The following is an 18,614-nucleotide window of genomic DNA, read 5'->3' on the forward strand; positions in this document are numbered from 1 at the left end:
GTCAGGCTCTTACAGCCCAGAAAACCCCAGTCGTTCATGACTGGGGTTTTTTGCTTTTCGCTGATGAAAAGCTGCTCTTTCGAGATAAGGGAATGTGACCCGGTTGTTTATGAACCGGATGTCGTCAAGGGCCTGCTCTCCAAGGCTCTGAAAGCGAAACAACGCCTCTGCTGACAGCTGGATTTGTTTGCTTCCTCACCCGCATCTGGCGGGAATCAACCTAGATTTCCAGCCTTCTGCCTTCGCAAAACACCAGCAGCTCCCCTTTGCCAAACGCTGTCCATGTTTCATTGGTGGTCAGCGGACTGGTCACGATCACTGCCACTTCGTCCGTCTCACTGGTTTCGCGCGAGAAGTCCAGCCTTACATCCTCGTCGCTCAGGCGTGCCTCGCCAAACGGGTGCCGTCTCTCCAGGTAGTACAGGTGGGTTGTTGCGTGGGACCACAGTGCCTGGCCATTGGATAGCAAGAAGTTGAAGGTGCCGTGGGGACTGATGCGCGCTGCAAGCTCTTTCAGCGTCAAGGTCAACTCCGGGATGGACGGCACCGTGGCGTGGGACTTGGCCAGTTCCTGCATGATCCAGCAAAACGCATGCTCGCTGTCGGTGTCGCCCACGGGGCGAAAATGTGCGTGCAGGCGGGGGCGGAAATCCTTGAGGTCTCCGTTGTGGGCAAACACCCAGTAGCGCCCCCATAGCTCCCGCACAAAGGGGTGGCAGTTCTGCAAACTGACCACGCCTTGGGTCGCCTTGCGGATATGGGCGATGACGTTCTGGCTCTTGATGGGGTAGCGGCGGATCAGCTCGGCCACGGGGGAATCCACCGCTGCCTGGTGGTCCACAAAGTGCCGAAGGCCCTTGTCTTCAAAAAAGGCGATTCCCCAGCCATCGCTGTGGTGATCGGTCTTGCCCCCGCGTTGCGCGAACCCTGTGAAGCTGAAGGTCACATCGGTGGGGACATTGCAGTTCATGCCGAGCAGTTGGCACATGGTGGGGGTTCCATTTCTTCGGTGTCGTACAGAGCTTGGCGGGGTGGCGCGGCCCGCGCCCACCTGGCCAGGATAAGGGGTGCGGGCGCCGTAAGCCTCAGCGGGGCTTGGCTTCGCGCAGTTGCCACGCTGCCACCAGCGCCAGCAGGCACAGCAAGGTCAGCATTAAAAAGGTTTCACCGAAGGCTGCGATGCGGGCAGGGTTGTTGTCGCCAGCTGCCAGCGACGCCCCATGGGCACCCAGCCGCCACTCCAGAACGATGCCGCACAGGCTCACGCCAGCCGCACCCCCCAGCATGCGCAGGAAGCCAATGGCGCTGGAGCCCTGGGAGATCAGCGACTTGTCCAGCGGTCGCATGGCCCCCAGATTCAGCGAGGGCAGGATGAACCCGAGGCCGATCCGCCCCAGGATGGCGAAAGCCACCAGCATCCACAGCGGCGAGCCCAGGCCTACAAACACCATGAGCCCGAAAGAAAGCGCCAGCAGGCCCAGGCCCGTGCTGACCAGAAAATGCGTGGGCTGGCGGTCTGCGAGCCGGCCCACAAAGGCAATGGTGACCGCTAGCACAAAGCCAGCGGGCAGCATGAGCGTGCCCACATGCGAGGCCGATAACTGGAGCCCCAGCTGCATGAACACCGGCAGCAGGTAGGTCGAGCCAAACAGGGCCGTGCCATAGATGAAGGCCACCACGCTGCCCATCGCAAATTGCCGGTATTGGAACAGCCGCAGATCCATGAGCGGCTTGCGGCCGCTGTGGATCTGCCGGCGTTGCCAGGCAATGAAACCCGCGACTGCGAGCGCTGCGCCCACCAGCAATGCGCTGGCTTCCGCCAGGGAGCCGCCGTGCAGCGACACCAGGCCATTGAGCAGGCACAGCGTGCCCACCGTGCCCAACAGCAGCCCGCGCCAGTCCAGCGCCTCGCCTTGCCGATTGGCTTCCACGCCCCCGGGGGCGGTCACGGGCACAAACTTGTAGGCGAGCCAGATCGAGGCCAGGCACAGCGGCACGACCATGAAGAAGATGGAGCGCCAGCCAAACCAGTCCACCAGCAGGCCCCCGATGCTGGGGCCGATTGCCGGGGCGAGCACCACCCCCATGCCAAAGATACCGCTGGCGCGGCCCTGCTCGTGCGGTTGGAAGGCGTACAGGATGATGACGGCGGGAATGGGCTGAACGACCCCGGCCGCCAAGCCCTCGGCCACGCGCGCGGCCAGCACCAGGCCAAAATCGCGCGCCAGCCCGCCGCCGATGCCGCCGGCGAGCAGCAGCAGCATCGCGCCCACATAGGTGGCGCGGTAGCCATAACGCGACAGCAGCCAGGGCGTGGTGAGCATCGACACGGTGGTGGCCACCATGAAACCCGAGGTGACCCACTGCGCGCGCTCCTGCCCCAGCGTGAAGTAGTGGCTCATGTCCGGGATGGCCACGTTCACGATGGTCGAGGACATGATCGACGCCATCGTGCCCACCATGACCGACAGCAGCAACAACCAGCGATAGCGCTCGCCATAGCGCTCACGCAGCACCGACAGGGAGCCTGGGGAGGCGGTCATGGGCGAATCAACGGGGGCACCAGGGGCGAGAGATCCAGCACGGCCAGGCCGCGCTTCAGATCAGGACCGCTCCAGCCAGAGCTTGCCGCCCGTGGCCCAGTTCTCGCGCTTCACATCGGTGATCAGGATGTCCACCGATTCGGGCGAGCCGCCCAGGATTTCGACGCTCACGCGGGTGATCTCTTCCACCAGCTTGCGCTTTTGTTCGACCGTGCGGCCTTCCATCATTTCAACGTGGTACGTGGGCATCTCAGGCTCCTTGGGCTGTATAGCGAAAAGCGGAAATCATATCGGCGCGGGCGGGGGGCGATGCGCAAAGGGTTGATGGGCCGGTGCGGGGGCGGCGCCGCAGGCCGCACAGACGCACACCTGGCCGCGCTGCGCCTCGGGCACGGCGGCCAGGGCGGCGGGGGTGATGGGGGTTGTCATGCACCAGCAGCTCTCGGGAGGGCGCCCGGCCGCCATGGCGCACTGATTGGCCCTTCCGCACAGCGGGCAGCAGGACGGGGACGGCGAAGGGGGATTCTCTGTGGACATAGGGCCGGTGGCTGGAGCGCTGCCAGCCAGTGTAAGGCGGGGCCCCGTCGAACGGGCGGGCTCCCGCAGGCCCCAAGCAAAAATAGCTGCCAGCGCTTAACTATCAAGCGCTGGCAGCTATCAATAGGGGAGCGTTAGATTGCGCTCCGGGCCGGCCAGAATCAGGCTGCTTGCGCAGCCTTCAGCTTCAGGCGCCAGGCGTGCAGCAGCGGCTCGGTGTAGCCGCTGGGCTGCTCCATGCCCTTGAAGACCAGGTCGCAGGCCGCCTTGTAGGCCATGCTGGTGTCAAAGTGGCCGGCCATGGGTTGGTACAGCGGGTCGCCCGCATTCTGGCCGTCCACCACCGCGGCCATGCGCTCGAACGTGGCGCGCACCTGCGCCTCGGTCACCACGCCATGGTGCAGCCAGTTGGCCAGGTGCTGGCTGCTGATGCGCAGCGTGGCGCGGTCTTCCATCAGGCCCACGTTGTGGATGTCGGGCACCTTGGAGCAGCCCACGCCCTGGTCCACCCAGCGCACCACGTAGCCCAGGATGCCCTGGGCGTTGTTGTCCAGTTCCTGCTGCTTCTCGGCGTCGCTCCAGTTCGGGGCGGCGGCCACGGGCACGGTGAGCAGGCCGGTCAGCAGGTTGTCGCGCTCGGCGTTGGCGTCGGTCTTTTCCAGCTCGATCTGGATGTCGCTCACCTTGACCTGGTGGTAGTGCAGGGCGTGCAGCGTGGCGCCCGTGGGGCTGGGCACCCAGGCGGTGTTGGCGCCGGCCTTGGGGTGGGCGATCTTCTGCTTGAGCATTTCGGCCATCAGGTCGGGCATGGCCCACATGCCCTTGCCGATCTGTGCCTTGCCGCGCAAGCCGCACGACAGGCCCACCAGCACGTTGTTCTTCTCGTACGACTGGATCCAGGCGCTGGTCTTCATGTCGCCCTTGCGGATCATGGGGCCCGCATGCATGGCGGTGTGCATTTCGTCGCCCGTGCGGTCCAGGAAGCCGGTGTTGATGAAGGCCACGCGGCTGCTGGCAGCGGCAATGCAGGCCTTCAGATTGACGGACGTGCGGCGCTCCTCGTCCATGATGCCCAGCTTGACGGTGCTGTCAGGCAGTCCCAGCAGCTTCTCGACGCGGCCAAACAGCTCGGCGGCAAAGCCCACTTCGGCGGGGCCGTGCATCTTGGGCTTGACGATGTAGACGCTGCCCTTGCGCGAGTTGCGGATACCGTTGGCGCCATTGCCTTGCAGGTCGTGCAGTGCGATAGCAGTCGTCACCACCGCGTCCATGATGCCTTCAGGGATCTCGCGCTCCTTGCCTTGCGCGTCGGTCCACAGGATGGCCGGGTTGGTCATCAGGTGGCCCACATTGCGCAGGAACATCAGCGAGCGGCCATGCAGGCGCACCTCGCCGCCCTGGGGGGCGGTATAGACGCGGTCAGGGTTCAGCCCGCGCGTGATGGTCTTGCCGCCCTTGGCGACCTGCTCGGTCAGCGTGGCCTGGATGATGCCCAGCCAGTTGCTGTAGCCCAGCACCTTGTCCTCGGCGTCCACAGCAGCCACGGAGTCTTCCAGGTCGAGGATGGTGGACAGCGCGGCTTCCAGCACCAGGTCGCTCACGCCTGCAGCGTCAGATTGGCCGATGGGCGTGCTGCGGTCGATCTGGATATCGAGGTGCAGGCCGTTGTGCTGCAGCAGCACCGACGAAGGCGCTGCGGCATTGCCCTGGTAGCCCTTGAACTGCGAGGGGTCCTTGAGGCCCGTGGTGCTGCCGTTGGCGAGTGCCACCACCAGTTGGCCGCCTTCGACGCGGTAGCCGGTCGAATCCTTGTGCGAGCCCGTGGCCAGTGGCGCCGTGTCGTCCAGCACCTGGCGTGCAAACGCGATCACCTTGGCGCCGCGCACGGGGTTGTAGCCCTTGCCCTTTTCCGCGCCGCCTTCTTCGCTAATGGCATCGGTGCCATACAGCGCGTCGTACAGGCTGCCCCAGCGCGCGTTGGCGGCGTTGAGTGCATAGCGGGCGTTCAGGATGGGCACCACCAGCTGCGGGCCGGCCTGCGTGGCCAGCTCGTCGTCCACATTGGCGGTGGTGGCCTTCACGTCAGCGGGCTGGGGCACCAGGTAGCCGATCTTTTCAAGGAAGCTGCGGTAGGCCACCATGTCCTGGATGGGGCCGGGGTTGGCCTGGTGCCAGGTGTCCAGCTCGGTCTGCAGGCGGTCGCGCTCGGCCAGCAGGGCGATGTTGCGCGGGGCCAGGTCGGCCACGATGGCGCCAAAACCTTTCCAAAATGCTTCGCTGCCCACGCCCGTGCCGGGCAGCACCTTGTCTTCGACAAAGCGGAACAGGGAGGTGGCCACTTGCAGGCCGTGGGCGGTGGTGCGATCGGTCATGGAAAAACTCGCTGAAAAAGAGAAAAAAAAGCCACTGCGGGGCGATGATGGACAGACTGTATTGCAAATATCTGCGCACATAAATACGCTGAAAATCTCTAAACCAGTGACTTTTAAGCAAAAGTGCCGATGGCACCCACCCCCGCCATCCGTACTCGCCCGTAGTGGTGCTGGCGCCCATAAGCCACTACGCTGCGCGCACAACAACCCTCGGGAGACAACCCCATGCAGGCACCCCTGGCCACCAGCACGCTGAACGCTGCCTACAAGAACAAGATCGTCAGCGCCGCCGACGCGGTGCAGCTCATCCACGACGGCGACACCGTGGCCACGGGCGGCTTTGTGGGCATCGGCTTTGCCGAGAGCATTGCGGTGGCGCTGGCCCAGCGCTGGGAATCCACACAAACCCCGCGCGACCTCACCCTGGTCTATGCCGCAGGCCAGGGCGACGGCAAGCAGCGCGGCCTCAACCACCTGGGCCACGCCGGTTTGCTCAAGCGCGTGATTGGCGGGCACTGGAGCCTGGTGCCGCGCATCCAGAAGCTGGCGGTGGACAACCAGATCGAGGCCTGGAACCTGCCCCAGGGCGTGATCACGCATTTGTTTCGCGACATCGCTGCAGGCAAGCCCGGCACGCTCACGCGCGTGGGCCTGGACACCTTTGTGGACCCGCGCCACGGCGGCGGCAAGCTCAACGCGCGCACCACCGAAGACCTGGTCCGCATCCTGCCCATCGACGGGCAGGACTACCTGTTCTACAAGGCCTTTCCGATCCACGTGGGCATCATCCGCGCGACCACGGCCGACGCCGACGGCAACCTCACCATGGAGCGCGAGGCGCTCACGCTCGAAGCGCTGGCCATCGCCATGGCCGCGCGCAACTCGGGCGGCGTGGTCATCGCGCAGGTCGAGCGCATCGCCGAGCGCGGCACGCTCAACCCCCGGCAGGTGAAGGTGCCCGGCGTGCTGGTGGACGCCGTGGTGCTGGCCACCGAGCCCGCGCACCACCACCAGACCTTTGCCGAGCCCTACAGCGCCGCGTTTGCGGGCGAGCTGCGCGTGCCCATGGACACACTGGAGGCGATGCCGCTCACCGAGCGCAAGATCATCGCCCGCCGCGCGGCGCTGGAGCTGCGCCCGCACCAGGTGGTGAATCTGGGGATCGGCATGCCCGAGGGCGTGGCCAACGTAGCGGCTGAAGAGCGCATCATCGACCTCGTCACGCTCACGGCCGAGCCCGGCGTGATCGGCGGCATCCCCGCAGGCGGCCTGAACTTCGGCGCCGCCGTGAACCCGCAGGCCATCATCGACCAGCCCAACCAGTTCGACTTCTACGACGGCGGTGGCCTGGACATCGCGATCCTGGGCCTGGCGCAGGCCGACCAGCACGGCAACCTCAACGTGAGCAAGTTTGGGCCGCGCCTGGCGGGTGCGGGCGGCTTCATCAACATCAGCCAGAACGCCAAGACCGTGGTGTTTGTCGGCACCTTCACGGCGGGCGCGCTGCAGGTGGAGGCGGTGGACGGCCACCTGCACATCCTGCACGAAGGCGGCGCGCGCAAGCTGGTGCGCGAAGTCGAGCACCGCACCTTCAGCGGCGCCGAAGCCCTGCGGCGCGGCCAGCGCGTGTTGTATGTGACCGAGCGCTGCGTGTTCCGCCTGGTGCCATCGGGCGAGGTGGATGGCGGCGGTGCGCTGGAGCTGATCGAGTTGGCGCCCGGCATCGACCTGCACCGCGACGTGCTGGCCCACATGGCATTCACGCCGCGCATCAGCCCTGGCCTGCAGACCATGGACCTGCGCCTGTTCGAGCCCGGCCCGCTGGGCCTGCGCGAGCAGTTGCTCAACCGCCCGCTGGTGCAGCGCTTTGAGCTGGACGCCGCGCGCCAGCTGCTGCACATCGACTTCTCGGGGCTGCAGATCAACACCGCCAGCACCATCGACGCCATCGAGCAGGAGGTGCGCCGCCTGCTCGCTCCGCTCGCCGCACAGGGCGAGCGCGTGGGCGTGATCGTGAACTACGACCACTTCACCATCGCCCCCGACCTGGCCGACGCCTACACCGCCATGGTGCAGGGCCTCACGCGCGACCTTTACACCGAGGTCAAGCGCTATGGCACCGTGGGGTTCCTCAAGTCGCGCCTGGTGTGAAGTGGGGGTGATGCTGGCTCACTATCATTTATGTAGCTGCTCAAGCATATTCCACTAGCGCATGCGGCCTGTTTGGCTCTAAAACCGATCACAGGCCGTGCCAGAGTGCGCCGCCAGGCCCTTCGCCGCTTTATCCCCATAATCAGCGCCCATGGACAAACTCAAGGCCTTCGAATCGTTTGTGTCGGTGGCAACACGCGGCAGCCTCACCGCTGCGGCCAAGGCCGAGGGCGTGGCGCCGGCCATCATGGGCCGGCGGCTCGATGCGCTGGAAGAACACCTGGGTGTGAAGCTGCTGGTGCGCACCACGCGCCGCATCAGCCTCACGCATGAGGGCAGCGCATTTTTGGAAGACTGCCAGCGCCTGCTGTCCGATGTGGCCAATGCCGAGGCCAGCGTGTCGGAGGGCGGCGTCAAGGCCACGGGCCATTTGCGCATCACCGCCCCGGCGGGTTTTGGCCGCCGCCACGTGGCGCCGCTGGTGCCGCGTTTTCGCTCCGCGCACCCCGACGTGACCATCTCGCTGAACCTCAGCGACCGCGTGGTGGACCTCGCGGGCGAAGGCTTTGACTGCGCCGTGCGCGTGGGCGATTTGCCGGATTCGTCGCTGGTGAGCGTGCGCATTGCCGACAACCGCCGCCTGTGTGTGGCCACGCCCGAATACCTGGCCCGGCGCGGCACCCCGCGCGCCCCGGCCGAGCTGGTGCAGCACGACTGCCTCACGCTGTCCAGCGACGCATCGCAAACGCGCGGCTGGGCGTTCAGGGTGCCGCACGCCGATGGCTCCACCGAGGTGATGCACCTCAAGCCCGGCGGCCCGCTCGACTGCTCCGACGGCCAGGTGCTGCACGACTGGTGCCTGGGCGGCTGGGGCATTGCCTGGCGCAGCACCTGGGAGGTCGAGGCCGAGATCGCCGCCGGCCGCCTGGTCCCAGTGCTGGAAGACTTTGCCGCCCCGCCCAACGGCATCTACGTGGTGTTCCCCCAGCGCAAACACCTGCCGCTGCGCGTGCGGCTGTGGATCGAGCACCTCAAGCACCAGTACGCGCAGCCCGCGTTCTGGAAAGGCCCCCAGGGCGGTTGACCATCACGCCTTGGCAGACTGCACACTCCATGTCCGAGCCCACGCTCCTGGTCGCTGACGACCACCCCCTGTTCCGCGCCGCCGTGCTGCATGTGCTGCAGGGGCGTCTGCCGCAGTTCCGCACGCTGGAGGCCGCCAGCGCTGCCACCTTGGGCCAGATGCTGCAGGAGCACCCGGAGATCGAACTCGTGCTGCTGGACCTGAGCATGCCCGGCACGCGCGGCTTCTCGGCCCTCTTGCATGTGCGCGGCGAATACCCCGAGCTGCCCGTGGTCATCATCTCGTCCAACGACCACCCGCGCGTCATCCGCCGCGCGCAGCAGTTTGGTGCGGCGGGCTTCATCCCCAAGTCCGCGCCCGCCGAGGCCATGGGCGAGGCGATCGAGGCCGTGCTCGACGGCGGCAGCTGGTTCCCGCCCATGGCGGCCGAGCGCTCCGAGGCCGACGCCGAGCTGGCTGCGCGCCTGGCCCAGCTCACGCCCCAGCAGTTCCGCGTGCTGCTATGCCTGGCCGATGGCTTGCTGAACAAGCAGATCGCCGCCGCGCTGGGCCTGGCCGAGAACACGGTGAAGGTGCATGTCACGGCCATCCTGAAAAAGCTCGCTTGCTACAGCCGCACGCAGGCGGCGGTGCTGGTCAAGAGCCTGGAGGCGGAAGGGGTGGAGCCGGATTGAGGGGGCGATTTTGAGAAAAATAGGCTCTAGCGCATATTAGATAAGCGCAAGCAGCTATGAAAAGAGGAGTGAGGGAATGGATTACCCAGCGCTGCAAGCCAGGCTGCGCAGTTTTGCCGCAGCCCGGGATTGGCAGTCTCGCCACACACCCAAGAACCTGGCCATGGCGCTGACGGTGGAGTCGGCGGGGCTGCTGGAGATGTTCCAGTGGACGACGCTGAGCGAATCGCGGGGTGTTGTGCGCGATCCCGCCCACAAAGAGCGCGTGGCCCATGGGATTGCCGACGTGCTGCTTTGCCTGTTGCAACTGGCAGACCACGCAGGGGTGGACCTTCCAGAAGCCGTGGAGCACACGCTGCGTGCAAAGACGCTCGAACACCCACCCAAGCACCCGGAAATGGAGCCTCCCATACCCGCTGCCATCGTGGCCGGCATATGTGCCCCCACAACCCCTACGACCCCTAGAGTGCACCTGCTCGTTGATTGGGAAAACGTGCAGCCCAAGGGCGATGAACTCAAGGCACTGGTGCCGCAGGGCACGGATGTGTGGCTGTTCCATGGCCCACATCAGACGGTGGACCCTGCGGGACACCAGCAGGTTTACGGGTCAGAGCAGGTGACGCAGGTCCCGAGAACGGGTGCGGGCAGGAACGCGCTGGATTTTCAACTGGCTTACTACGTTGGATACATCTCGGCCCGTCAGCCGGAGGGCACGTTTGTGGTCGTCTCCAACGACCTGGGTTATGAACCCATGTTGGAGCATGCAAGAGAGTTGGGGTTTGATGCGCAGCGGTGTGGGTTCCGCAGGATGCCGACGCCGCCCGCCGCATCCATAGCGCTGAAGTCCGCGCCCTTGCCGCAGCCAGAGCCTCCATCGGCGGCAACCCCAGCGGTGGAGGCGACGGTCAAGACCACAGCAAAAGCTGCGCCGGTCCGCACCCAGACCACGCGGGCAGACATGCAGCAACTGCTGGCCCAACTGGATGGGCTGGCTTCACCCCACCGCCCCGCGCAGAAGGATGCGTTGTTGGTGCTACTGCAAAGCTGGTTGGGCGAGTCCAGTGCCCGGTCGCCGCGCACATCGCACGCCTTGGCCCAGTTGCAAGCTCGAAAGCGGGTGGTGGTCAAGGGCGAGGCGGTGTCCTATCCGCCCGTGGCGGCGGCCCAGCCTGTGGCGAAAACCTCCGCCGCTAAGACTGCTCCTTCAAAGGCGGGGACTGCAAAGAAAGCATCCGCTTCCAAAGCGCCCGCACAACCGCCAGTGCCGAGGAAATCCGCCGCTTTAGCCCCGCCCAAGGCACCCGTCCCGGCCGTTGGCAAGACTTCTGCAAAGGCTACGCAACCCCCCACCGGAGCCCAGGTGGCGCGGGCGGTGCTGGCCAGCCTTCTGAAGATGACCAAGAACAAGCCTCGGCAACGCTCAGGCTTGCTCAAGCTCATCCAAACTCACGCCGCGCGGGCAGAAGACCCGGCGGCCATGTCGCAGCGTGTGCTGAGCTTGCTGGAGGCGCGCAGGGATGTGGCCACCGCGTCGGATGGCAAAGGGATCACCTATTTGTCATTGAAATAAGTGCACGGCGCTTGTCCATCAAGCGCTTAAAGCTATCAAAAATGTAGCTTTAAGGCGTACCCTGCTGCAACCTCAACAACGTCTGGCTCACCAGCGCCCGCAGCGCAGGCGCGCGCACCGGCTTGGCCAGAAAGCCCCAGCCGCGCTCGGCGGCCTGGCGGCGCAGCGTGGCGTCGCGCTCGGCGGTGACCAGGATCACGGCGGGGGCCTGGCCCCAGCGCTCACACAACTGGACATAGACATCGGGGCCATGGTGGTGGCTGCCCAGGTGCACGTCCAGCAGCACCAGCTGGGGTGCCTGGCCGGGCTGGGCGGCGGCCAGGGCCTCGGGCGCGTCACCCGCCAGCGGCACCGCGCAGCCCCAGCGCTCCAGCAGGGCCTGGGTGGCGGTGCAGGTGGGCCCGTCGTCTTCGATCACCCAGGCGCTGCTGCCTTGCAGGGGCGCATCGTCGCCGGGCTGTAGCGCGGTGGCGGGGGCGGCGGCCTGCTGCGCGGCAGCCGGGTCGCCCAGCGGCACGCACACCCAGAACACGCTGCCGCGCCCCAGCTGCGAGCGCAGCCCGATCTCGTGGCCCAGCAGGCGGCCCAGGCGCTCGACGATGGCCAGGCCCAGGCCAGCGCCCCGGTCGTCGGCGCGGCCCTCGTCCAGGCGGCGGAACTCTTCAAAAATCTCGCGCTGCAGCGCCTCGGGGATGCCCGGGCCCTGGTCGTGCACCTCGATGCGCAGGTGGTCACCGGCCCTGCGGCAGCCCACCACGATGCGCCCACGCCGGCTGTAGCGGATGGCGTTGGAAACGAAATTCTGCAGAATGCGGCGCAGCAGGTTTTCGTCGGTGCGCACCACGGCGCGCGTGGGCACGCAGCGGAGCTTCAGGCCCTGGCTTTCGGCCAGCACACCGAAGTTGTGGGCCAGCACCTGCAGCAGCGGGCCCAGGGCCACGTCGTGGATGTGCACATCCAGCTGGCCCGACTCCATGCGCGAGATGTCGAGCAGGCTGTTCAGGATCGCGTCCTGCGCGGCCAGCGCGCCGTCGATGCTGTCCACCGCGTGGCGCTCGGCGTCGCCCGGCAGATGGCTGCGCAGCAGCGAGGTGAACATGCGCGCGGCGTTCAGGGGCTGCAGCAGGTCATGCACGGCGGCGGCCACAAAGCGGGTCTTGGAGCGGTTGGCCTGCTCGGCCTCGCGCCGCGCGGCGTCCAGGTCGCGCGTGCGGTCGGCCACACGCTGCTCCAGTGCGTCGGCCAGCGATCTCAGCTCGCGCGCGGCGTTCTTGTAGCTGGTGATGTCGGCGTAGCTGGTCACAAAGCCGCCTTCGGGCAGCGGGTTGCCCCGGATCTCCAGCACCGTGCCGTCGCCCTTGGCGCTTTCGTGCAGGTGGGGCTGGCCGCTGCGCAGGTGCGCCAGGCGCCGCGCGATGGCTTCTTCCACCGGGCCCGGCCCCAGCAGCCCCCGGCGGGCGTTGTGGCGCAGCAGGTCTTCGATGGGCCGGCCCACCTGCATCAGGTCGCTGGGGTAGCGAAACAGCTGCACGTAGCGCGAGTTCCAGGCCACCAGGTGCAGCCCGGCGTCGATGATGACCACGCCCTGGGGCAGGTGCTCCAGGCTGCGCGAGAGGCCCGTGTCGGTCTGTTGCGCGGCCTGCTGCGCGGCCTGCACGATGCCGTCCTGCGCGGTGCGCAGCTCCTGGGCGTGCTGTTGCAGCACGGTTTCCAGCTCCTGGCGGCTGCGCTGGCGCAGGCGGGCCAGGCGCTGGCGCTGGCGCACGAACAGCACCAGCAGCGCCAGCGCCAGCCAGCCGCCCGCACCGGCGGCCGCAGCCCAGCGGCTGTCCGACACGCTGCTGTGGGTTTCGTGCACCAGGTGCAGCTGCCAGGGCGTTCCGGGCAGTGGCTGGGTGTGCCACAGCACGCGGCCGGGCAGGGCGGGCAGGCCGGGCGAGGGCTGCACGCGCACCAGGCGGCCGCCGTTGTCCATGTGGTCGTCCACCTGCCAGGCCAGTGGGCGCAGCGGCTGGTCGGAGTATTGCCGCGTGGCGTTCAGCTCGCGGCGCTCTGCGTCGGACAGGGGCTCCAGCAGGCGGTAGCGCCAGGCGTCCTGGCTGGCGAGAAAGACCACGCCGTGCGCGTCCGACGCCAGCACGATGTCGGGCGTCTGCAGCCATTCGCGCTCCAGCTCCTGCAGCGCGATCTTGATGGCCACCAGGCCCAGGGTGTGGCCGCTGGCGTCGCGGATGGCCTGCGACAAAAAGTAGCCTGGCTCGCCCGTGGTCACGCCGATGCCGTAGAAGCTGCCGCGCCCCTGTGCCAGCGCCTGCTGCACATAGGGGCGAAAGCTGTAGTCCACGCCCACGTTGCTGGTGGCGGTGCGCCAGTTGCTGGCCGCGATGGCCAGGCCGTCGCGGTTGAGCAGGGTGAGGGTGGACGACTGGCTGGCGCCGTTAGCCTGTTCGAGCTTGAGGTTGAGCTGTTCCACCTCGGCCGGGCGCAGCGGGCGGGTCAGGGCGCCCTGCAGCTGCGCGTCCAGCGCCAGCACCTCGGGCAGGGTGCGGTAGCGGTCGATGCGCTGGGCCAGCGTCTGGCCGTACAGGGCCAGTTGCCGTTGCACGCTGTCGCTTTCGTAGTGCAGCGACCGCTGCCAGGCCCATTGCCCCACCGCGAACATGCTGCCCACCGTGCCCGCGAGCAGGATCAGCAAGGTCCAGAATTTGCGAAGGCGCAGCGTGGGCATGGCGGGCAAGTGTGCCGCATTGGGCGCCGCGCCAGAAAACTAGGGCGTGTCACCCTTCAATTCCCCCATGCGAAAGCCATCCAGGCCGTGCAATGCTAGGCGCCCTGAGTGCCGTGTAGCTGGCTACACAAGCGAAGGGCAACGACGCAATGCGCGGCCTGGATGGCTTTCCCTTCGGGCTGGCTGCGCAATGCGGCGTCTGCTTTGTCGGGCGGCTTGCCAATAGCCCGGCTATTGGCTGCGCCCCCCTTCGCGCATCCATCCGCATTGCGCGGCCAGCGCGTGGGGGAATTGAAGGGTGACACGCCCTAGCGGGCCAGCGCCAGGGCTTCCTTGGCGAGTTCTTCGGCGCGGGCATAGTTCGCCCGGGCCTTGGCGCCCCACGCTTCTTCCACGCCGGGGGAGTGCTTGACGGTGGCGTCTCCCACCAGGGGCGTGTAGGCCAGGTGGCGCGCCTGGTGGAGGAGTTCGGTGCCGCGCGCATGGGGCCTGGAGGCCAGCTTCGTCTCGGCCTCGTGGATCGCGAGCGTCGCCGCTTGCAGGTCCTTGAGGCGCAGCGTGATCATCTGGTCGAACAGGGCGGTGACCAGGGGATAGCGCGCCTCCGAGAGTTCGGCGTTGAACTGCACCTTGGCCTGGCGCGCGACCTTGTAGATGTTGGGAAAGTCGGCCGGCACCTTCAGCCCGGCCACGGAGTAGGGCAGCACGGGCATGCGGCTCACCTTCGGGTCGAACAGCAATTCCTGGCCTTCCTGCGACAGGGTGTAGGCGATGAATTTCTTGCCCTCGTCCGCGTTCCTGGCGCCTGCGACCAGGCCAATGCTGGCCGGCACGACCGCCGTGACCGAGGGGTAGACGAAGTCGACGGGGAACCCGGAATACCGGCCGGCCAGGCCGAAGAAGTCCACCACGATGCCGATGCCGTACTGGCCGCTGTTGACGCCTTCGGGCACGCTGGTGCTGCGGTCGGTCACCGCCGCCAGGTTGCCGCCGATTTGCAGCAGCTGGCGCCAGCCCTTGTCCCAGCCTTCGCCCTGCAGGATCGTCTCGACGGTGAGGTGGGTGGTGCCGGAGCGGGACGGCGCGGAGATCGCAACATGCCCGTGGTATGCGGGGCGGGCCAGGTCGGCCCATTGCTTGGGCGTGGGCAGCTTGTGGGTCTGCAGGTAGCGCTTGTTGGTCATGATCCCGTAGCCAGACAGGGCCTGGCCGAAATACAGGCCATCCGGGTCGTTGACCGGATGGTTGCCGATTTTGGCGGGGACCAGCGGATTGCGGGCTTCAGGGACCTTTTGAAGCAGCCGCTCACGGCCCAGGACCTCGAAGGCGCCCGGGTCGGAGACCCAGAAGACATCGGGGCGCTGGCCGACCGGTGTCTCGCGCAGGTAGGCGATGCCGGCTTTCGTGTTCTTGCTCAGGATTTCCAGCTGGATGCCGGGATGCCTGGCCTCGAACGCCTTGCGATAGGTGTCCGTGAGCTCCTTGGGAAAGGAGGTGACGATGGTCACGGTGCCGGAGTGCGCGAAACCCGTGGCGGTGGCGATGGCGGCGGCAGCCAGGGCGTGAAGGCGAGCAGACATGGGGTCTCCTGGAGTTTCGGACTGAACGCAGGAGGAGGGTAGGGAGTCGCCCCGGTCCGGGCCAATCACACTTTCTGATGGGGCTCATCAGGAAAGAGGCTGGGGCGCATGCCCTAGGTATTTACCCTTGTCTGGATGGGTGGCTGCCTTGGGCGGTGCCACCGACTAATACCAATAGGTTATCGGCTGAAACAAAGTGTAGCGGTACAAACGGCACCCTCGACGCACCCCGCTGGTGCCGTCCCCCGTGATTTCAGGAGACATCCCATGCACGCCATGACCGCCCCCACAGCCCACCCCGTGCGGCTGCCTTTTTATCGGCAACTGTATTTCCAGGTGGTGGCTGCCATCGTCCTGGGCGTGCTGCTGGGCCATTTCGAGCCCGCCTATGGCGAGGCGCTGAAGCCGCTGGGCGATGCCTTCATCAAGCTGGTGAAGATGATCATCGCGCCGGTGATCTTCCTGACCATCGTGACCGGCATCGCGGGCATGTCGCAGCTGTCCACCGTGGGCCGCGTGTTTGGCAAGGCGATGGCGTACTTTCTGTTCTTCTCCACGCTGGCCCTGGTGGTGGGCCTGGTGGTGGCCAACGTGGTGCAGCCCGGCGCCGGCATGAACATCAACCCCGCTGACCTGGACCAGACGGCCGTCAAGGGCTACGTGGCCAAGTCGCACGAGATGACGCTCACCGGCTTTGCGCTGGACATCATCCCCAAGACGCTGGTGAGCCCCTTCGTGGGCGACAACATCCTGCAGGTGCTGCTGGTGGCCGTGCTGTTCGGCATTGGCCTGGCGATGGTGGGCGAGCCCGGCCGGCCGGTGCTGAACTTTCTGGATGCGCTCACGACCCCCGTGTTCAAGGTGGTGGGCATTGTGATGAAGGCCGCGCCCATCGGTGCGTTTGGCGCCATGGCGTTCACCATCGGCAAGTTCGGCCTGGGCTCGCTGGTGAACCTGGCCTGGCTGGTGGGCTCGTTCTACATCACCTCGTTGCTGTTTGTGGTGGTGATCTTGGGCTTTGTGGCGCGCCTGTGCGGCTTCTCGGTGTTCAAGCTGTGCCGCTACCTCAAGGCCGAGCTGATGCTGGTGCTGGGCACCTCGTCGTCGGAATCCGCCCTGCCGTCGCTGATGGAGAAGATGGAAAAGGCCGGTTGCAGCAAGTCGGTGGTCGGCCTCGTGGTGCCCACGGGCTATTCCTTCAACCTGGACGGCACCAACATCTACATGACGCTGGCCGCGCTGTTCATCGCCCAGGCCACGAACACCGAACTCACGCTGGGCCACCAGGTGGCGCTGCTGCTGGTGGCGATGCTGTCGTCCAAGGGCGCGGCGGGCGTGACGGGTGCGGGCTTCATCACCCTGGCCGCCACCCTGGCCGTGGTGCCTGAAGTGCCCGTGGCCGGCATGGCGCTGATCCTGGGCGTGGACCGTTTCATGAGCGAGTGCCGCTCGCTGACCAACTTCATCGGCAATGCCGTGGCCACCGTGGTGGTTTCGCGCTGGGAAAACGCACTGGACCGCGAGCGCCTGGACGCCGCGCTGAACGGCCACCCCTTGCCCGCCGCCCCTGTGGCTGTGGCAGTCGCCCCGGTGGTGGCCGCCGAGGCGCCCGTGGGCTCGGTGGCCCGCACGGCGGCCTGACCCGGCCCCGCCGGACTTCGCGCAACGCGGCGCAGGCCCTGGGGTCTGCGCCGCGTTTTTTATGGGGTGGCGGGGTGGGGCCATGGACGCACCGTGGACAATGGGGCCCCGCCCGGTGCCAGTCTGCAGGCTGGCGCGGGGCATTACAAGGAATCCCCGTCATGACTCTCGAAGCCGTCCTGGCCGCCTTGCACCTGGTGGCCATCCTGACCTTTGTGGTCTTTCTATCGAGCCAGGCCGCGCTGTGCCGCATCGAATGGCTCAATGCCGCCGTGGTGGAGCGCCTGGCCCGGCTGGATGTGATCTATGGCGTGGCGGGCGTGGTGCTGATTGGCAGCGGCCTGGCGCGGGTGCTCTGGGGCGTCAAGGGCGCATCGTGGTACCTGTCGCAGCCGCTGTTCCACATCAAGATCACCATCGTGCTGGCCATGGTCCTGCTGTCGTTTGTGCCCTCGGCCGCATTCCGCCGCTGGCGCCACAACCTGCGCAGCACGGGGGCGCTGCCGGGGGCGCAGGAGGTGGCCAAGGTGCGCCGCCTGGTGATGGTCCAGTCGCATGTGCTGCCGGTCGTGGCCGTGATTGCGGTGTTCTGGGCCCGCGGCTGGTAGGGGCCGGCAGACGGCGTTGCGGTCGGCGCGCGCCGAGTCAAAAAACGGAGCACCAGACGAAAAAGCCCGCCAGGCAAGGAACTGGCGGGCTTTTTGGGGGGGCAGAGCCTTTGAAGGGCGCTGCTCTTACTTCTTCAGGCAATCGCTCATGAAAGCCTTGCGCTCGTCACCCTTGAGCGTTTTGGCCTTGGCATCGGCGTTGCAGGTCTTCATCTTGTCTTGCTGGGTGGCGGGCTTGTTGCTCAGGCAGGTCTTCATGAACGCCTTGCGTTCGTCGCCCTTCTGGTCTCCCGCTTCCTTGTTGCAGGTCGCCATCTTGGATTGTTGCTTGGTGGGCGCCTTGGTGTCCTCGGCTGCATGGGCGCTCATGCCCAGCGACAGGGCCAGGCCAAGTGCAGTCAGGGAAATCAGCTTTTTCATGGAATCTCCTGGAGTGGATGCGTTATGGGGGGTCCCGGCGGCATTGCACCATAGAACCCGGCGAGCGACAACGCGGGCAAGCCATGAAAAGGCGCGTCCCCGGCACGCTTATCGGGACGCTGGGGCCCGCGGCACGGCTGCGGTGTGGAAGGCCTTGAGCGCGTTCTGGATCTGCCGCGTGTCGTAGGCCAGGCCGCCCAGGGCAAAAACCACGTCGCCCCGCCGCTGCCAGCGCTGCAGCGCCTTGGCGATCACACGCAACGCAGAGTCCTTCTGGCCAGGGCGCAGCTTGATCAGAATCACGTCCTCATAGCCGTCCAGTTGCACCCGTTCCATGGCCTCCCAGGGCACGGTGTGCGGGTCGTCCTGGCGCAGGTCGGTGATGCCAGTGGCGTCAATGACCACGGCGGGGTCTCGCACCCGGTAGGCTTCCAGGGCGGCCCGGCCCAGGGTTCCGCCGACACAGAACGCTACGAACGCAGCGCACAAGAGGAGCGCTGTGAGCAGCCGTTCGTTCGACACCGAGGCCCCATACAGTGAGAAAGCCAGGCACAGCAGCATCAGCAAGGTGAAAGGCACCTGAAACACCAATGTCCAGCGGCGTCGGTAGAGCAGGATGGGCTCAGGCTGCATAAGCAATCTCCTGTGGAATGGGCACTGTCGCCCATTGTGCCCGTGGCCGCGGAGGCAGCCTGCGGCGGCATGT

At 66.7% G+C, this 18,614-nt stretch carries 15 protein-coding genes; 6 read left to right on the plus strand and 9 right to left on the minus strand.

What is annotated here, in order from left to right; genetic code table 11:
• Positions 1-220: 220 nt before the first annotated feature.
• The 5 genes from DBV10_RS15940 to DBV10_RS15960 form a co-directional block, all read right to left on the minus strand.
• Positions 221-988, minus strand: a complete 768-nt coding sequence (locus DBV10_RS15940) for a class II glutamine amidotransferase (RefSeq protein WP_124514596.1) — start codon at positions 986-988, stop codon at positions 221-223.
• Positions 989-1,085: 97 nt separating this feature from the next.
• A complete protein-coding gene (locus DBV10_RS15945; RefSeq protein ID WP_124514597.1) occupies positions 1,086-2,543 on the minus strand; it encodes an MFS transporter in 1,458 nt (485 codons plus the stop codon).
• 60 nt (positions 2,544-2,603) lie between these two features.
• Positions 2,604-2,792, minus strand: a complete 189-nt coding sequence (locus DBV10_RS15950) for a 4-oxalocrotonate tautomerase (RefSeq protein WP_100408854.1) — start codon at positions 2,790-2,792, stop codon at positions 2,604-2,606.
• Positions 2,793-2,828: 36 nt separating this feature from the next.
• On the minus strand, positions 2,829-3,080 hold the full coding sequence (locus DBV10_RS15955; protein ID WP_124514598.1) for a cysteine-rich CWC family protein: 252 nt from the start codon (positions 3,078-3,080) through the stop codon (positions 2,829-2,831).
• A 161-nt stretch (positions 3,081-3,241) separates the two neighbouring features.
• The gene (locus DBV10_RS15960; RefSeq protein WP_124514599.1) at positions 3,242-5,452 is read right to left on the minus strand and encodes a malate synthase G; all 2,211 of its coding nucleotides are present in this window, start codon (positions 5,450-5,452) and stop codon (positions 3,242-3,244) included.
• Positions 5,453-5,677: 225 nt separating this feature from the next.
• On the opposite strand from DBV10_RS15960, the gene DBV10_RS15965 reads away from it, so the two are divergent.
• From DBV10_RS15965 to DBV10_RS15980, 4 genes are all read left to right on the plus strand, one after another.
• A complete protein-coding gene (locus tag DBV10_RS15965) occupies positions 5,678-7,603 on the plus strand; it encodes an acyl CoA:acetate/3-ketoacid CoA transferase (RefSeq protein WP_124514600.1) in 1,926 nt (641 codons plus the stop codon).
• A gap of 151 nt (positions 7,604-7,754) precedes the next feature.
• The gene (locus tag DBV10_RS15970; RefSeq protein ID WP_124514601.1) at positions 7,755-8,687 is read left to right on the plus strand and encodes a LysR family transcriptional regulator; all 933 of its coding nucleotides are present in this window, start codon (positions 7,755-7,757) and stop codon (positions 8,685-8,687) included.
• Positions 8,688-8,716: 29 nt separating this feature from the next.
• Positions 8,717-9,361 (plus strand): response regulator transcription factor, encoded by a 645-nt coding sequence (locus DBV10_RS15975; protein WP_124514602.1) that lies wholly within the window; start codon positions 8,717-8,719, stop codon positions 9,359-9,361.
• Between the two features lie 76 nt (positions 9,362-9,437).
• Entirely contained in the window at positions 9,438-10,931 is a 1,494-nt protein-coding gene (locus DBV10_RS15980) for a PIN domain-containing protein (protein ID WP_124514603.1), read from the plus strand.
• Between the two features lie 49 nt (positions 10,932-10,980).
• On the opposite strand, the gene DBV10_RS15985 is transcribed toward DBV10_RS15980, so the two are convergent.
• Together DBV10_RS15985 and DBV10_RS15990 are read right to left on the minus strand one after the other, a co-directional pair.
• Positions 10,981-13,659: a hybrid sensor histidine kinase/response regulator gene (locus DBV10_RS15985; protein ID WP_124514772.1), complete on the minus strand. Its 2,679-nt coding sequence runs from the start codon at positions 13,657-13,659 to the stop codon at positions 10,981-10,983.
• Positions 13,660-13,967: 308 nt separating this feature from the next.
• On the minus strand, positions 13,968-15,239 hold the full coding sequence (locus DBV10_RS15990) for an ABC transporter substrate-binding protein (protein WP_124514604.1): 1,272 nt from the start codon (positions 15,237-15,239) through the stop codon (positions 13,968-13,970).
• A 267-nt stretch (positions 15,240-15,506) separates the two neighbouring features.
• Here DBV10_RS15990 and DBV10_RS15995 point away from each other — a divergent pair, with 267 nt between their 5' ends.
• On the plus strand, positions 15,507-16,880 hold the full coding sequence (locus tag DBV10_RS15995; protein WP_124514605.1) for a dicarboxylate/amino acid:cation symporter: 1,374 nt from the start codon (positions 15,507-15,509) through the stop codon (positions 16,878-16,880).
• Positions 16,881-17,041: 161 nt separating this feature from the next.
• Positions 17,042-17,488 (plus strand): DUF2214 family protein, encoded by a 447-nt coding sequence (locus DBV10_RS16000; RefSeq protein ID WP_124514606.1) that lies wholly within the window; start codon positions 17,042-17,044, stop codon positions 17,486-17,488.
• Between the two features lie 126 nt (positions 17,489-17,614).
• Here the strand turns inward: DBV10_RS16000 and DBV10_RS16005 are convergent, their stop codons facing one another.
• Complete coding sequence (locus DBV10_RS16005) at positions 17,615-17,908, minus strand: PsiF family protein (RefSeq protein WP_124514607.1); 294 nt, start codon at positions 17,906-17,908, stop codon at positions 17,615-17,617.
• A 108-nt stretch (positions 17,909-18,016) separates the two neighbouring features.
• Positions 18,017-18,541 (minus strand): hypothetical protein, encoded by a 525-nt coding sequence (locus tag DBV10_RS16010; protein ID WP_124514608.1) that lies wholly within the window; start codon positions 18,539-18,541, stop codon positions 18,017-18,019.
• Positions 18,542-18,614 lie beyond the last annotated feature (73 nt).

Origin of the sequence: Acidovorax sp. FJL06 (genome assembly GCF_003852545.1) — a bacterium.
GTDB lineage: Bacteria > Pseudomonadota > Gammaproteobacteria > Burkholderiales > Burkholderiaceae_C > Acidovorax.

Coding starts and splice junctions, on each gene's coding strand:
- DBV10_RS15940 (WP_124514596.1), bottom strand. CDS start 988: ATGTGCCAACTGCTCGGCATGAACTGCAATGTCCCCACCGATGTGACC.
- DBV10_RS15945 (WP_124514597.1), bottom strand. CDS start 2,543: ATGACCGCCTCCCCAGGCTCCCTGTCGGTGCTGCGTGAGCGCTATGGC.
- DBV10_RS15950 (WP_100408854.1), bottom strand. CDS start 2,792: ATGCCCACGTACCACGTTGAAATGATGGAAGGCCGCACGGTCGAACAA.
- DBV10_RS15955 (WP_124514598.1), bottom strand. CDS start 3,080: ATGTCCACAGAGAATCCCCCTTCGCCGTCCCCGTCCTGCTGCCCGCTG.
- DBV10_RS15960 (WP_124514599.1), bottom strand. CDS start 5,452: ATGACCGATCGCACCACCGCCCACGGCCTGCAAGTGGCCACCTCCCTG.
- DBV10_RS15965 (WP_124514600.1), top strand. CDS start 5,678: ATGCAGGCACCCCTGGCCACCAGCACGCTGAACGCTGCCTACAAGAAC.
- DBV10_RS15970 (WP_124514601.1), top strand. CDS start 7,755: ATGGACAAACTCAAGGCCTTCGAATCGTTTGTGTCGGTGGCAACACGC.
- DBV10_RS15975 (WP_124514602.1), top strand. CDS start 8,717: ATGTCCGAGCCCACGCTCCTGGTCGCTGACGACCACCCCCTGTTCCGC.
- DBV10_RS15980 (WP_124514603.1), top strand. CDS start 9,438: ATGGATTACCCAGCGCTGCAAGCCAGGCTGCGCAGTTTTGCCGCAGCC.
- DBV10_RS15985 (WP_124514772.1), bottom strand. CDS start 13,659: ATGCCCACGCTGCGCCTTCGCAAATTCTGGACCTTGCTGATCCTGCTC.
- DBV10_RS15990 (WP_124514604.1), bottom strand. CDS start 15,239: ATGTCTGCTCGCCTTCACGCCCTGGCTGCCGCCGCCATCGCCACCGCC.
- DBV10_RS15995 (WP_124514605.1), top strand. CDS start 15,507: ATGCACGCCATGACCGCCCCCACAGCCCACCCCGTGCGGCTGCCTTTT.
- DBV10_RS16000 (WP_124514606.1), top strand. CDS start 17,042: ATGACTCTCGAAGCCGTCCTGGCCGCCTTGCACCTGGTGGCCATCCTG.
- DBV10_RS16005 (WP_124514607.1), bottom strand. CDS start 17,908: ATGAAAAAGCTGATTTCCCTGACTGCACTTGGCCTGGCCCTGTCGCTG.
- DBV10_RS16010 (WP_124514608.1), bottom strand. CDS start 18,541: ATGCAGCCTGAGCCCATCCTGCTCTACCGACGCCGCTGGACATTGGTG.